Origin of the sequence: Streptomyces iranensis, assembly GCF_017874715.1 — a bacterium.
GTDB classification, from domain to species: domain Bacteria; phylum Actinomycetota; class Actinomycetes; order Streptomycetales; family Streptomycetaceae; genus Streptomyces; species Streptomyces iranensis.
In genome coordinates, this window is the sequence record NZ_JAGGLR010000028.1 from 97,138 (window position 1) to 112,146 (window position 15,009).

The window sequence follows — 15,009 nt, forward strand, 5'->3', positions numbered from 1 at the left end:
CGGTGCGGTTGGGAGCGGACGGGCCGTGGTGACGGCCCGCCCGCCTGAGCTTGTCAGCTTTGGGCCAAAGTGGCGACCTCATTAGCGCTGAGTGTCCTGCCGTACACACGGACGTCGTCGAACGCGGCCTTGAGGTACGGGTCCGGGTACTGCGACTTGCCGAGATAGCCGGCGCGGATGTGGTTGCCGAAGTGGACCGGCTCGACGGTGATGGCGGTGTTGCGCCCCACCTCGCGCCCGCCGGTGTAGAGGATCGCGGTGCCGCTGCCGTAGGCGACGGCCACATGGACCCACTGGCCGGTGGGCAGCGGGGCGGCCTCGATGCGCTGCTCGGCTCCGCCGCCGCCCGCGGTGATGGCGAAGCGCAGCTTTCCGGAGTCGGCCACGGGGGTGAGGAACATATTGGCGGTGACACCGGTGCCGATGTCGAAGATCCGGGTCCAGGTGGCGGGGGTGCCGTCCAGCCGGACCCAGGTGGCCAGGGTGTACGCACGGGCCCCGGCCAGGAGGTCGTCGGCGAGGACGACATGGCCATCCGTGCCGTTCAGGGCGACCGCGCCCCCGGTCCTGCCCGCCGTCCAGGAGGCGCCGCCGACGAGCCGGGCGGTCTTCTCCCGGCCGGTGGCGTCGGCCGCGGTGGTGCCGGAGGTCTCGTCGAAGCGGTGCCAGGCGGCGAAGGCGGGCGGCGGGGTGGGCGGCTGCCCGGTCAGCCAGTACACGTTGTAGTGCTGGTGGTGGACGCGGGCGACCGGCAGCAGGGTCACGCTCTCCGCACTGGCCGTGGCGCTGAACCGCAGGGGGCTGGTGGCCGTCTGGGACACGGATCCGGTGTCCAGGCGCGGCATGGTCATTCCGGTGCGGCCGCCGTACGCCCCGGCGAGCACCACCGGCCCGTAGAGCACGGCCCGGATGTCGGGGTCGTCGGGGGCGGGGTCGAACGTCAGCTTCATCGGCAGTGTCACCTCGACCCGGTCGCCGGTCTTCCACTGGCGGTCGATGATCAGCCGGCTGCCGGGGGCCGGCCGGTCGGCGAGGGGGGTGCCGTTGAGCGTGGCGCGGGCCCCGGCCGCCCAGGAGGGGATGCGCACGCGCAGTTCGAGGGAGGCCGCGCCGGAGGTGACGGTGAGGGTGGTGTTCTGCTGGTCGGGGAAGCCGGTGGTCTGGCGCCAGGTGATGCCCTTGTCCTGCCAGCGCAGCTCGGAGGGGATGAAGAGGTTCACCAGCAGACTGCGGTCGGCGTGGGTGTAGATGGTGTCCGCGAACTTGGCCTGGGTCTCCATGCCGCTGCCGTGGTCGCAGGAGAAGTTGTCGTAGTCGGTGGAGTACTGGTTGGGGTCGGTGCCCATGAAGGACGGCTGCTGTTTGAAGGAGCCGGGGGCGAGGCCCGTGTAGTAGATGTTGAAGCCATGGGCCGAGTCCGGGTCCTGCTCCCCGAGCATCTGGTTGAGCAGGGTGCGCTCGTAGTAGTCGAGCAGGTCCACGCGCTCCGGTGCGTGGAAGTGGATCAGCCGGGTGAGCTTGAGCATGTTGTACGAGTTGCAGTTCTCGCAGCAGTTGTCGGAGAGCTGGGCGGCGATGGCGTCGGGCTCGTGGAACGCCTCCCCGTTGCTGTTCCCGCCGATGACGTAGGTGTGGTGATCGGTGACGATCTTCCAGAAGTTCTCGCCGATGGTGCGGTAGCGGCTGTCGAGCCCCTCCTCCCACAGCCGCATGGCGCCGACCATCTTGGGGATCTGGGTGTTGGCGTGCAGCCCGGCGAGCCGGTCCTCATTGCGGGCCAGCGGGTCGAAGACGCGGGCGTGGGTGAAGCGCTCGGCCACCTTCAGCCAGCGGCTGTCGACGGTGATGGCGTGCAGATCGGCGAGGACGTCGTTCATTCCGCCGAACTCGGTCTGCAGCACCCGCTGCATCTGGTCGTAGCCGAGTTTGCCGGTGCGGGTGTCGACCCAGGCGGCTTGGCGCAACACGGTTTCCAGGGCCTCGGCGTTGCCCGCGAGCCGGTACTGGTCGACGAGCCCGGCCATGATCTTGTGGATGGTGTAGTACGGCGCCCACACCCCGGTACCGGCCTCCAGCCGGTCGAAGAAGCTCTCGGGGAACGCCGAGAGATAGCCCTGACCGTAGCCCGCGGCCGGGGACTTGGCCTGGCAGGCGGCGAGCGCCGAGACCAGCTTGCGGCCCTTGTCGAGCAGTGCGGTGTCGCCGGTGCCCGCGTAGCCGAGGGCCAGCCCGGACAGAAGGTGGCCGGTGCTGTGGCCGCGCAGTTCCGTGCTGGGGCTCTCCCAGCCGCCGCAGGGCTGGGCGCTGCTGGGGAGCCCGACGTTGCGGCGGAAGGTGTGCAGCAGCCGGTCGATGTCGACGAAGCGCAGATAGGCGGTGTTACGGGACTGGTTGTCCTTGAAGGCGCCGGGGAGCAGGGACACGGCGGTGAGCGGAAAGGGCTGAGCACTGGTCAGCGCCTTGGGCCCGCGGTGGGTCGCGGCCGGGGTGGCGCCGGGGGCCGCCGCCTCGGCGGTGGATCCGGCGGCGACGGTGAGCGCCACGGCCGCGGCCCCGGAGGCCGTGGTGGCGATGAAGTGCCGTCTGTCGACTGGTTCGCTCATGACTTCCCTCGCTGAGGTTCGAAATTACGAACAATGTCCGACATCGTGTGCACCGTGAAGGTACCGGCCCTCCCGGGGACGTCAACAGCCCCCAATCAGGCGGGTACCGGCGGTGCGGGGTCGGTCAGCCGCGCCGCCACTGCTGGTTGGCGCCGCCGGTGCAGCTCCACTGGAGGAGCGCGGCCTTGTCCGCCGTGGACTCGTCCGCGACATCCAGGCACTTGCCGCTGGAGCGGGCGGTGAACCGGACGTAGCCGTCACCGGTGTCGGTGGCCCGCCACTGCTGGTTCGTCCCCGTGCCACAGGCCGACTGGACCACGGCGGCGCCGTCGGCGGTGGAGCCGCCGGCCACCGTCAGACACTGGGAGCTGTGCCGGGCGATCAGCTGGATCTGGCCACCGCCCACGTCCTTGGACCAGAACAGCTGATTGCCACCGCCGTTGCAGGTGTACTGGACGGCCGCGGTGCCATCGGTCTGCGAGCCGGAGACGATGTCGGCGCACTTGCCGCTGTGCCGCGCCATGAGCGTGGTGTACGGACCGCCGGAGCCGGTCACCGTGCCCGCCGCCGTGTCGATGGTGAGTTGCGGATACCAGTCCATGGTCAGGGTGGTGGCGGTGGGGAAGGCCAGCGGCAGCCAGACATAGCGCGAGTCGTTGACGGTGCCGCCGAAGGAGTTCCCCCAGCGGTCGCCCAGATAGAGGTACGAGGTGGTGCCGCTGCCCTGCACCGGCAGGACGTACGCGGTCTGCGAGCCGTAGGCGGTGGCGTCGCCCACGTCGCGCATGGCGCTCCAGGGGCCCGCAGGGCTGGTGGCGGTGGCGTACTGCTGCTGGTTGGGGTTCCAGCCGGTGGCGCCGGAGGTCAGCATGAAGTACACGTTTCCGCGCTTGAAGAGCGCCGGTGCCTCGCGGTGGCCGCCGGGCCAGGGGTTGGCCACCAGGCTCGCCACCCCGGTGTAGTCGTCGGTCAGCCGGTAGATGTGCAGGTCGTAGTTGTCCCGGGCGGCCGAGACCATGTATCCGGTGCCGTCGCCGTCCTGGAAGAGGGTGATGTCCCGGGACATGTGCCGGCCCAGCGGGCGGAAGCTGCCCCGCCAGGTGTAGTCGCCGTCGATGGTGGCGGAGGTGGCGACGGCCGCGCGCGCCTCGCTGTAGTCGCCGCCGTTCTCCTTGTGCATCCACATCACGTACTGCCCGGTCCGCTCGTTGTAGAGCACCTTGGGCCGCTCGATGTTGGCGGAGGCCAGCTCGGGGTCGGTGGCCTGGGTGAGGACATGGCGGCGGAACTCCCAGGTCTTCAGATCGGTGGAGCGATAGGCGGAGACATAGCGGAAGGTGTTGTCGGCGTTGCGGTTCTCACCGAACCAGTAGTAGTAGCCGCCGGACTTGATGACTCCCCCGCCGTGGGCGTGCACCGCCTCGCCCGATGTGGTGGTGAACTGTGTGCCGTTGGCGACGGTGACGGGAGCGGCCTGCGCCGCCCCGGCTCCCGCCAGCGGGGCGAGCAGCCCGAGGACGGCGGCCACGACGAGGGTCCACAGACGTGCTTGGGGACGTCCGCGCATCACACGGTCTCCTTCAGGACGGTGAAGTGGCGGGCGAATCCGGTGAGTCCGGGCAGTTCCCGGATCGGGGTCCAGGTCCGGAAGCCGTCGAGGCTGTCGCTGTAGTAGTACTTCTGCTCGGTGTAGCCGTCGAAGTAGATCCGCCAGCCGCCGTTGTCCAGGCGCACCAGCGCGGGACCCTCGCGCCAACTGCCCCAGCCCGCCCAGTCGCCGGTGCCGCGGAAGGTGTACGGCCCGCCGAGGCTGTCGGCCGTGGCGTGCTCGATGTACTTGGTCGTCTCCTGCTTGGTGAAGGCGTGGTACTGCCCGGCGTGGCGGACCACGAAGGTGTCGATGTAGTTGGCGGCGTCCAGGCCCTTCAGCGGTGTGGGCGTGGTCCAGGACGACAGCGCGGCGTTGGTGGCGGTGAGCAGATGCGGCCGGAAGATGTAGTCGGGTGTGGAGGTGGTGTCCAGCGAGACGACGATGTGGACGCCGCCGCCGTCCACGAAGAACTCGGGCGCCCAGGTGCGCTCGAGCCCGACCACCGGGAGGGTGTGATTACGGACGAAGGTCCAGTTGACGCGGTCGCGGCTGCGCGCGAAGCCGATGGTGTCACCGGTCCAGTTGGTCGTGTGGACGATGTAGTAGTAGCCGTCGGTGTGCTTGATGACGCTGGGGTCGCGGATCAGCCCGGACGGCGGAGTGTAGGCGGGTCCCTTCAGCAGTGTGTACGTGGTCGCGTCGGACGACTGGTAGACGTACATGTTCGACTCGCTGCTGTTGGTGAACGCCGTCATGGTGAAGCGGGTGGCGGCCGTGGTGTCCCGCGCGGGCGCGTCGGCCACGGGCACACCGAAGTCCGGGGTGCCATCGGCCCTCCAGCCGAGCGCCTGGACGCGGGTGTGCCGGTTGGGGTCGTTCAGCGGGTCGCCGGTGATGTCCTTGTACTGGCGGGCGTGGTAGACGAGGAGATCGGTGCGGCCGTCCTCGGCGACGGTGAAGGAGTTGTGGCCGGGCCCGTACTGCTTGGTGGTGTCATCGCTGGTGAAGACCGGCTGCGGGCTCTTCCTCCAGGACGAGGCGGCGAGCAGGTCGCTGTCGGCGGAGGCGGTCAGCAGCCCCATGCAGTAGTTGGCGTCGGTGGCGCTGGCGGAGTAGGTGAGGAAGACCCGGCCGTTCCGCTGGAGGACCGAGGGGCCCTCGTTGACCTTGAAGCCACGGGTCTCCCAGTCGTACGTCGGCCGGGAGATCTCCACCTGGGGCCCGGTGACGGTCCACGGATTGGCCATCCGGGCGAGGTAGATGCTCGAGTTGTTGCCGACGTCCGGGTTGCTCTGGGCCCAGACGAGATAGCGGGTGCCCCGGTGGGTGAAGGTGGAGGCGTCGAGGGAGAAGGAGTCGACGGGCGTGACGATGCGGCCCTTCTCGGTCCAGGTCCCGGCGAAGGGGTTGGCGCTCGCGTTCTCCAGCACCCACATCCGGATCTTCCAGACGTCGTTGGCGGGCGCCGAGGCGAAGTAGACGTACCATCTGCCGTCGATGAAGTGGATCTCCGGGGCCCATATATGGGCGCCCATGTCGCCGCTGGTGTGCTTCTTCCAGATCACCGACTCGGCGGCGGTGGCCAGCCCGCCGATGGTCCTGGAGCGCCGCAGGACGATGCGGTCGTACTCGGGGACGGTGGCCGTGAAGTAGTAGTAGCCGTCCGTGTGCTTGAGGATGTGCGGATCGGCGCGCCGGCGCACCAGCGGATTGGCGTACGCGGGGGCCTTGGCGGGCGCTTGCGGCGCCGCGGGGGTGGCGGCCGACGCGATGCCGGGTGTTCCGGCGGCCGCCCCCAGGACGAGGGCGCCCATCACCACGCGTCTGCGGCTGGGCTGGTGTTCTTCGCTGCGGCTCATACGGTTCTCTCCTGCTCTGGCGGATGATGCGCCTGACATCGGACGGGCTTGGCGCCGGTCTATGGGACGGGCTCGATACCGGCCTGCGTCGGGCGGATCTTCTGGATGGTGCCGTCGGGGTCGAACCGCATCCGGTCGATGGCGACTTCGCGATGGGTGCCGTCGCCGCCGGGGCGGGCGAAGCGGTGGTAGACGACGTACCACTCGTCGCGGCCCGGGACCTGGATGACGGAGTTGTGCCCGGTGCCGAGGATCTGATCGCCGGGGTCCTTGGCCAGGACCGGGTTGCCCGCCGCCTTGGTGAAGGGGCCGAGCGGTGAGTCGGAGACTCCGTAGGCCACGCGGTAGTCCGGGCTGCGGGTGTCGTCCTCCGACCACATCGCGTAGTAGCGGCCCGCGCGCTTGAAGACGGTCGGGGCCTCGTTGTAGCCGGGCGGGGTGATCTTCACCGGCTGGGTGGCGAAGGAGACCATGTCGTCGTTGAGCCGGGCCGCCTCCAAGGCGCCCTGCCCGAAGTAGAGGTACGGGGTGCCGTCGTCGTCGACGAAGGCGTCCGGGTCGATCGACTGGTGGCCGAACTGCCCCTTGGCGACCAGCGGTTTGCCGAGGGCGTCGGTGAACGGCCCCTGGGGGCTGGAGGACTTGGCGACGCCGATGGACTGGCAGGCGCTGAAGTACATCCAGTAGGTGTCGCCCTTCCTGACCACCGAGGGGGCCCAGGCGTTCTGGTGGCACCAGGAGACATCGGCGAGGTCGAGGGCGGGGCCGCGGTCGGTCCAGTGGACGAGGTCGGGCGAGGAGAAGCCGTTGAAGCGGGTGCCGCTCCAGCCGGGGTGGCCGTCCTCGGTGGGGTAGATCCAGTACCGGCCCTCGGCGTACATCACATCGGGGTCGGCGTGGTAGCCGGGCAGGGCGGGGTTGGCATCGCCGGGCCGCACGGTGGCGGTCTCCCGGATCACGGTGCCGTGGCGTACCACCCCCGACAGACCGGGCAGTTCCCGTTTGGGCGTCCAGTCTTCCAGGTCGGGGCTGTCGCTGTAGTAGTACTTCTTGACGGTGTAGCCGTCCATGAACATGCGATAGCCGCCGTCGGGGAGCGCGACGACGGTCTGGCCCTCCAGCAGGCCGCCCCATCCCGCCCAGTCACCCTTGCCGGTGAAGCGGTACGGGCCGGTGACGCGGTCGGCGACGGCGTGCTCGATGAGTTCGCCCGTGGCGTTCTTGGTGAACGCGTGATAGGTGGCGCCCTTACGGACCACGAAGGTGTCGATATAGCCGTTGTAGTCGCTCTCGCTCGGCGAGATGCCCTCGAGCGGCTGGGGCTCGCTCCACTTGGTGAGGGTGTCGTCGAGGGCGGTGAGGACGTACGGCTGGAAGTGCCGGTAGGCGGTGGGCCCGGTGGACAGCGAGACGACGATGCGGACCTTCCCGTCGGGCGCGTCGGTGAAGAACTCCGGTGCCCAGGTGTTGTTGGCGGCCACGCCGTGGTCGATGTCGGCGAGATGGGTCCAGGTGCGGCGGTCGTCGCTCACGGCGAGGCCGAAGGTGGTACCGGTCCATCCGGTGGTGTACGCGACGTAGTAGCGGCCGCCGCGGTGGATGACGCTGGGGTCGCGGACGAGACCGGAGGGCGGGGTGTACGCCTTGTCCTGGATCGACCAGAAGTTCTGCGCGTCGTCGGACCCGTAGACATACATATTGCTCTCGCCGCTGTTCGTGAAGGCGGTGAACAGATAGCGGGAGACCGTGGTGGACCGCTCCACGGCGCGTCCGCTCCCGTCGCTCCGGTGGTGCTCCGCGGCGTGCACTCGGTTCGCGGTGAGGGGGACCACGAGGGCGAGGGCGGCCAGCAGCGCGAGCAGCACTGCCGGCGCTCTCCAGGGTCGGGTGGCATGCGGGGGCATCAGAGGGCTCCTGCGATCCGAAGTGATCGAATTTGTTCGGAGATTAAGGGTTCTGATGACTTCCGACAGCCCCTGGAGAGGGTGCGAAAGTTTCGAAAACCCTGGAGCCCTGGAGGACGCGCGATGAAGCGGTGGAGGGGAGGGGGCGGGTCAGACGAAGGTCTGGCGCTGCAGCCAGAGGTCCCTGGCGGTTCCGCTGCCCTGGATGAAGACGTAGAGCAGGTTCTCCTCGTTGAGGATGGGGACGCCGACGCCCGCGGAGCCGATGACCCCGCCCAGGGACTGGAAGCCGCTGTACGCCGTGCCGCTCTCGGTGTTCTGCACCGCGACCCACAGGGCGTTGTCGGTGGCCTTGATGAACACGTTGATCCGGCCGTCCTGGGCCAGGGCGCAGGTGGGCCGCCAGACGATCTGCGCGCCGAGGCTCACGGCGGCGCCGAACGAGTCGTAGTCGTCGCTCTGCCCGACCCGCCGGACGGACCCGTCGGAGCCCCGGTAGAAGATCTGCACCCGTCCCGCCGCGTCCAGGCACACCGACGGACGGCTCGTCATATTGGTGGCATTGGGGGAGAACGCCTCCCAGACGGCGGAGTTCTCGGTCTGCTGCTGGATGGTGGACAGGATCTCGCCCGCGGCCTTGACCGCCACCACCAGCCGCCCTCCCCCGTCGAGGATGGGCGAAGGCGTGGCGAAGATGGCACCGCCCAGCGAAGTCGCGGAGGTGTAGGTCTCGTACTGGAGATCCTGGTTGCGGATGTACCACAGGGCGTTGTCGGTGCCGGGGAAGAACACATAGATGCGGCCGTCGGCGCCGAGCGCCGCGGCCGGGTCGTCCCCGATGCCGGTGACCAGGGTCTGGGGCGGTCCGTACCCGGAGTTGATGGCGGTCTGGGTGATGACCTCCAGATTGTTGCCCGGGGTGCGGTAGAAGACCCGGATCTTGCCGTCCTTGCCCCGGATCGGTGCCGGGATGCCGTCGACGGACAGGCCCGGGTATTGCTGCCACGGCCCCCAAGTGCCGTCCCGGGCCTCCACCCTGCTCCACAAGACGTTCGACCCGCCCCGGATGAAGACCTGCACCCGGTCGTCGGCGAAGGCGACCGGGGCGGGCTCGGAGTGGATGCCACCCTGGAGATTGATCCAGGTGCCCCAGACGATGCCGGGAGTGGTGGAAACGGTCATGGGAGGACCTCCCTCTTCTCGTGAGGCCCGGTGAGGACTCATGAGGCCCCGAGAGTGTGCGGATACACCGTCAATTCCCGGGGCAAGCATGGCGGATACCCGAAGAAGGCAAGATGTATGGATATGACCGACTCATCGCCATGAGAGGTTGTTATCGGATTGAATGCGCTCGCTTGCTTCGGAATTCGTCCTGCGGGAAGAGCGATACTGATCGCGAGCCTGGCGGTCCCCTTCGCCCCTGCTCCGCTTCTCCCGCTTCTTCGGCTTCTTCGGCTTCTCCCGCTCGTTCGGCTTTTTCGGCTTCTTCCGCTTCTCCAATTGACCTTCCCCCTTGGGGAAGCCCGAGCATCGTGGTCGCCGGGCGAGGTGCCCGGCGACGAGGAGGGCGAGCATGGGGCTGCTGACCATCGGTGCGTTCGCGCGGGCGTCGCGGCTGTCCCCCAAGGCGCTGCGCCTGTACGACGAGCTCGGGCTGCTGCCGCCCGCCCGCGTCGATCCGTACTCCGGCTACCGCCTCTACGATCCGGCCCAGCTTGAGCGGGCCCGTCTGGTGGCGTGGCTGCGGCGGCTCGGCATGCCGCTGGCCGACATCCGGGCGGTGTGCGAGCTGGAGCCGGAGGCGGCGGCGCGGGAGGTGCGCGCGTACTGGGCGCGGGTCGAGGCCGACACCGCCGCCCGGAGGGACCTGGCCGCCTTCCTCGTCGACCATCTTTCGGGGAAGGACACCACGATGTCTTCCGACCACACCACCCTGAGGATCCACTACGCCGTGCTCTCCGACACCGGCTCGGTCCGGGAGAGCAATGACGACGCCGGTTACGCCGGTCCGCGCCTGCTCGCCGTGGCCGACGGCATAGGGGGCGGGCGACGCGCGGGCGAGGCGGCGATCGAGGCGCTCAAACCGCTGGACGCGGGCGTTCCGGGCGGGGAACTGCTCAGCGCCCTGGAGGAGGCGGCGCACCGGGCCCATGAGTCGGTCTCCGCACTGGCCGCCTCCGAACCCGCGCTGCGGGATGTCGGCACGACGCTCACCGCGATGGTGTGGTCGGGCTCCCGGCTGGGGCTGGTCCACATCGGTGACTCGCGCGCCTATCTGCTGCGCGACGGTGAGCTCTTCCAGATCACCCATGACCACACGGTCGTCCAGTCGCTGGTCGACGAGGGGCGGATCACCCGCGAGGAGGCCGCATCGCACCCCCAGCGGGCGCTGCTGCTGCGCGCCGTGGGCGCCGGTTCGGCGTTCGAGCCGGACTTCGCCCTGCGGGACGCCCGCGCCGAGGACCGCTATCTGCTGTGCTCGGATGGGCTGACGGGGGTCGTGCCCACCGAGGAGATCCAGCGCGTGCTCGCGTCGGAGGACGACCCGGGCACGGCCGTACGGGAGCTGGTCGCCCTCGCCATCCGCGCGGGCGGACCCGACAACGTCACCTGTGTGGTGGCCCATGTGGCCGAGCAGGCGGCGCTGACCACGGCGTAAGCCGCCGCTCCGGCCGTCTCGCGGCCGTCTCGCGGCCGTCTCGCCCGCCCGCCGATTTCGGTTGTTGAACGTTGATGAATGGTGTGTGCAAGGTCTTGTCGGCCGGAAGAACGCGTCCATATGCTCGCGTCGGAAACCGGTTTCCACTCCTGCGTGGCCGGGAGACGGGCATGGCCGGCGGCGCGGTGTAAGGGGTGGGCGGATGTCCGCAGGTCCGATCCGGCTCTCTCGGGAAGCGCACACCGCGCTCCGCCCGGCCACCTCGGCACGGATCACCGGCGGCTTCTGGGCCGCCAGACGCCGCGTCAACGCCGAGGTGAGCGTTCCCCAGGGGCCGGACCGGCTGGAGCGGGCGGGCAATCTCGCCAACCTCCGGGCCGCCGCGGGAGCGGCGCCGGAGGAGTCCGGCTTCCGGGGCGACTTCCCGTTCCAGGACTCCGATGTGCACAAGTGGCTGGAGGCGGCGTCCTGGCAGCTGGCCGACGGCGCCGAGGGACCGGCCGAGGAGGAGCTGTCGCGGCAGGTGGAGCGGCTGGCCGGGCTGGTCGCGGCCGCCCAGGCCGAGGACGGCTATCTCCAGACGTACTACCAGCTGGGCCCGGACGCCCGGCGGTGGGCGGATCCGCACTGGGGGCACGAGCTGTACTGCGCGGGCCATCTCCTCCAGGCCGCGGTCGCCCACCACCGGGCCACCGGCCGGGACGGGCTGCTCGATGCGGCGGTGCGGTACGCCGATCTGATCGACGCCACGTTCGGGCCCGGCAAGGACGAGGCGGTGTGCGGACATCCGGAGATCGAGACCGCGCTGGTCGAGCTGTACCGGGAGACCGGTGAGCGGCGCTATCTCGATCTGGCCGGGTACTTCGTGGACCGGCGCGGGCGGGGCAGCCTCGGCGACGGCCCGCCGGACGGCTCGCCCGGCCCCCGCCCCGGGGCGGCCTACTGGCAGGACCACGCCCCGGTGCGGGAGGCGACGGCGGTCGCCGGGCATGCGGTGCGCCAGCTGTATCTGCTGGCCGGGGCGGCCGATGTGGCGGCGGAGACCGGCGACGAGGGGCTGCGGGACGCCCTGGTGCGGCTCTGGGAGGACATGGCCGCGACAAAGACCCATCTGACCGGCGGGATGGGCTCCCGGCACGAGCTGGAGTCCTTCGGGGACGCGTACGAGCTGCCGCCGGACCGGGCGTACGCCGAGACCTGCGCGGCCATCGCCGCCATCCACTTCGGCTGGCGGATGGCGCTGCTGACCGGGGAGGCCCGCTACAGCGATCTGGTGGAGCGGACCCTGTTCAACGGCTTCGCGTCGGGAGTGTCGATCGACGGTGAGCGCTGGCTCTATGTGAATCCGCTGCGGGTCCGCCACGACGCTGAGGACGGTGAGGACGGTGAGGACGGTAAAGGCGATGAGAACCGTAAGGCCGCCGCCGGGGACCGGAGCACCCACCGGACGCCCTGGTTCCGGTGTGCCTGCTGCCCGCCCAATGTGATGCGGCTGCTGGCCTCGCTGCCGCACTACATGGCGAGCGGCGACGCCGAGGGGCTCCAACTGCACCAGTACGCGTCCGGCTCGTACGAGGCGGGCGGCGGCGCGATACGGGTGGGGACCGGCTACCCCTGGGAGGGGCGGATCGCGGTGGTCGTGGACGCGGCCCCGCCGGAGGCGGACTGGACGCTGTCCCTGCGCATCCCGCACTGGGCGCGGACATACGAGGCGACGGTCGGCGGGGAGCCGGTGGCCGAGCGAGCCGAGGACGGCTGGCTGCGGCTGCGGCGGCGCTGGCGGCCCGGTGAGACGGTCGTGCTGAGCCTGCCCCTCGATCCCCGGCTCACCCGGCCCGATCCACGGATCGACGGGGTGCGCGGCTGTACCGCGATCGAGCGCGGCCCGCTGGTGTACTGCCTGGAGCAGCCCGATCAGCCCGCCGGGCTGCGGCTGGACGACATCGACCTCGACCCGGTTGCCGCGCTGACCCCGGAGCACCGGCCGGAGCTGCTGGGCAGGGTGACCGTGATCACCGCCCTGGCCCTGCCCCACGCCGCCGCGCGCGACGGCTGGTGGCCGTACCGGAGCGACGGTACGGGCTCGGGCGGGCCGGGCGGCGCGAAGGCCCCCGAGCCGGTCCCGGTGACCGCGATCCCGTACTACGCGTGGGCGAACCGCGAGCCCGGCGCGATGCGGGTGTGGATCCCGGTCCGCACCCCGCCCGGCTGACGGTCCAGACCCCGCCCGGCTGACGTCCGGACCCCGCCCGACCGATCCTCGCCGACCAGACAGGGGCACCCCGCACCCGCCGGAACCCGCCAGAACCAGCCGGAACCCGCCGGAACTCGGCGGACACCCCACGCGTTCATCGCTCGAGGAACACGCTCCTGTGCCCGAGCGGCACCGGCCGACGGGAGGTGCCCCGTGAGCACCGGATCCACACCCCCAGGGGACGACGCCGACGACTGGGACGACGTCGTCCTCGACGCGGACTTCATACGGGATGCCGAGGTCACCGAGCCCGCCGCGCGCACCCGGATGCTGACCGCGCGCTGGCGGCGCGGCGCGCCCGAGCCCCAGCCCTGGCGGGCGGACGAGCCGCCGGCCGGCTGGTTCTGGAGCAAGCGCCGCAGGCGGCGCAGGCGGCGCTGACCTCGCCTCTCCGTTACCCGGTCGCAATTGCACGCGTAAAGACACCGCGCCACTTCCGGTGGGAGGATGCGGCCCGACTCACTGATCATGAGATCCGTGGTCGTCCGCCGACCCTGCCCCCGGAGGTGCCGTGTTCGCTCGCTCCGCGTTGCCGCCCGTCATAGCCGTCGCCGCCGTATCCGCCCTGCTGGCCGGGTGTACCAGCACCAAGTCGTCGGGGTCCGGCGGCAAGGACATCAGCCTGGTGAACTCCGGGAAGCTCACGACCTGCACTCACCTGCCCTATCCGCCCTTCCAGTCCAAACAGGGCAAGAAGATCGTCGGCTTCGATGTGGACATGGTCGATCTCGTGGCCTCCGCGCTCCATGTGAAGCAGGAAATCGTGGACACGCCCTTCGAGGGCATCCAGTCCGGGGAAGACCTCAACACCAACCAGTGCGACGTGGCCGCCGCCGGGATGACCATCACCGAGGTGCGTGAGAAGAACCTGGACTTCTCCGCCCCCTATTTCGAGGCCACACAGGCGCTGCTCACCACCAAGGGCAAGCCGTTCAAGTCCCTCGCCGATCTCAAGGGCAAGAAGCTCGCGGTCCAGCAGGGGACCACCGGTGAGGCTTATGCCCAGAAGCACGCCAAGGGCGCGAAGCTGGTCCAGTTCGAGGATCTCGCGCTGCTGCTGACCGCCGTCAAGACCGGGCAGACCGACGCGGGCATCAACGACAACGGTGTGCTCTACGACTACGTCAAGGACAACCCCGACACCGCGGTGGCGGCCGAGTTCGACACCGGGGAGCAGTACGGCATCGCCGTGCGGACCGGCAATGACGCACTGCGCAAGAAGATCAACGCCGTGCTGAAGGACGCCCGGACGGACGGCTCCTACGACCGCATCTACAAGAAGTGGTTCGGCACCGCGCCCAAGAAGTGACGCCCGCCGACGGCCATCGGAGCTGAGGAGTCCGCACAGTTATGGCAATGACCCGCCGGCAGCGGGCGCGGGCGATACGAGCGGTGCAGTACGCCGTGCTCATCGCCCTGCTGCTCGCCATCGTCCTGGCCGCGGACTGGGGTGAACTGCGGCGCGCCTTCTTCGACGCCGAGGTCGCCCGGTCCCTGTTTCCCGACATCATCACCACCGCCCTGGTCAACACCATCGTCTACACCCTGCTCGGCTTCGGCTTCGGCCTGGTCCTCGGGGTGGTGCTGGCGCTGATGCGGCTCTCGCAGGTGCCGCCGTACCGGTGGCTGGCGGTGGCCTACATCGAGTTCTTCCGCGGGGTACCCGCGCTGCTGGTGTTCATCGCGCTCGGCTTCGGGGTGCCGCTCGCCTTCCAGGTGGCGCTGGACCGGTATGTCACGGTCATGCTGGCGCTGGGGCTCGTCGGCGCCGCCTATATCGCGGAGACGATGCGGGCGGGCATCCAGGCGGTGCCCAAGGGTCAGATGGAGGCGGCGCGTTCGCTGGGCATGTCCCACAGCCGGGCGATGGCCTCGATCATCATCCCGCAGGCGTTCCGGATCGTCCTGCCGCCGCTCACCAATGAACTGGTGCTGCTGACCAAGGACTCCTCCCTGGTCTATCTGCTGGGACTCTCCCTGGACCAGTACGAACTGTCCAAGTTCGGCCGGGACGCGCTCAATCAGCACCGCAGCCTCACCCCGATCCTGGTCGCCGGGGTGTGCTACCTGATCATCACCGTTCCGCTCGGCCACCTGGTGCGCCGGCTCGAGGCCCGTTCGGCGAAGGCGAGGTGACCG

Annotated in this window: 10 protein-coding genes; 5 read left to right on the forward strand and 5 right to left on the reverse strand. The window is 69.9% G+C overall.

Annotated elements, in window-relative coordinates; genetic code table 11:
• Positions 1 to 53: 53 nt before the first annotated feature.
• The 5 genes from J2Z30_RS40185 to J2Z30_RS40205 form a co-directional block, all read right to left on the reverse strand.
• Entirely contained in the window at positions 54 to 2,603 is a 2,550-nt protein-coding gene (locus J2Z30_RS40185; RefSeq protein ID WP_044567232.1) for a glycoside hydrolase family 127 protein, read from the reverse strand.
• Between the two features lie 124 nt (positions 2,604 to 2,727).
• The gene (locus J2Z30_RS40190; protein ID WP_044567233.1) at positions 2,728 to 4,170 is read right to left on the reverse strand and encodes an RICIN domain-containing protein; all 1,443 of its coding nucleotides are present in this window, start codon (positions 4,168 to 4,170) and stop codon (positions 2,728 to 2,730) included.
• Positions 4,170 to 6,053 (reverse strand): family 43 glycosylhydrolase, encoded by a 1,884-nt coding sequence (locus J2Z30_RS40195; protein ID WP_044567234.1) that lies wholly within the window; start codon positions 6,051 to 6,053, stop codon positions 4,170 to 4,172. The genes J2Z30_RS40190 and J2Z30_RS40195 overlap by 1 nt, the downstream gene beginning before the upstream one ends.
• Before the next feature lie 59 nt (positions 6,054 to 6,112).
• Complete coding sequence (locus tag J2Z30_RS50250; RefSeq protein ID WP_078956431.1) at positions 6,113 to 7,957, reverse strand: glycoside hydrolase family 43 protein; 1,845 nt, start codon at positions 7,955 to 7,957, stop codon at positions 6,113 to 6,115.
• Between the two features lie 150 nt (positions 7,958 to 8,107).
• Positions 8,108 to 9,139, reverse strand: a complete 1,032-nt coding sequence (locus J2Z30_RS40205; RefSeq protein ID WP_044567235.1) for a DUF8189 domain-containing protein — start codon at positions 9,137 to 9,139, stop codon at positions 8,108 to 8,110.
• Positions 9,140 to 9,530: 391 nt separating this feature from the next.
• On the opposite strand from J2Z30_RS40205, the gene J2Z30_RS40210 reads away from it, so the two are divergent.
• The 5 genes from J2Z30_RS40210 (at position 9,531) to J2Z30_RS40230 (ending at position 15,006) form a co-directional block, all read left to right on the forward strand.
• A complete protein-coding gene (locus J2Z30_RS40210; protein WP_044567236.1) occupies positions 9,531 to 10,616 on the forward strand; it encodes a MerR family transcriptional regulator in 1,086 nt (361 codons plus the stop codon).
• A 202-nt stretch (positions 10,617 to 10,818) separates the two neighbouring features.
• Positions 10,819 to 12,828: a glycoside hydrolase family 127 protein gene (locus J2Z30_RS40215; RefSeq protein WP_044567237.1), complete on the forward strand. Its 2,010-nt coding sequence runs from the start codon at positions 10,819 to 10,821 to the stop codon at positions 12,826 to 12,828.
• A 195-nt stretch (positions 12,829 to 13,023) separates the two neighbouring features.
• Positions 13,024 to 13,251: an SGM_3592 family protein gene (locus J2Z30_RS40220; RefSeq protein WP_044567238.1), complete on the forward strand. Its 228-nt coding sequence runs from the start codon at positions 13,024 to 13,026 to the stop codon at positions 13,249 to 13,251.
• 130 nt (positions 13,252 to 13,381) lie between these two features.
• Positions 13,382 to 14,179, forward strand: a complete 798-nt coding sequence (locus tag J2Z30_RS40225; RefSeq protein ID WP_044567239.1) for an ABC transporter substrate-binding protein — start codon at positions 13,382 to 13,384, stop codon at positions 14,177 to 14,179.
• A gap of 41 nt (positions 14,180 to 14,220) precedes the next feature.
• Positions 14,221 to 15,006: an amino acid ABC transporter permease gene (locus tag J2Z30_RS40230; protein ID WP_044567240.1), complete on the forward strand. Its 786-nt coding sequence runs from the start codon at positions 14,221 to 14,223 to the stop codon at positions 15,004 to 15,006.
• Positions 15,007 to 15,009 lie beyond the last annotated feature (3 nt).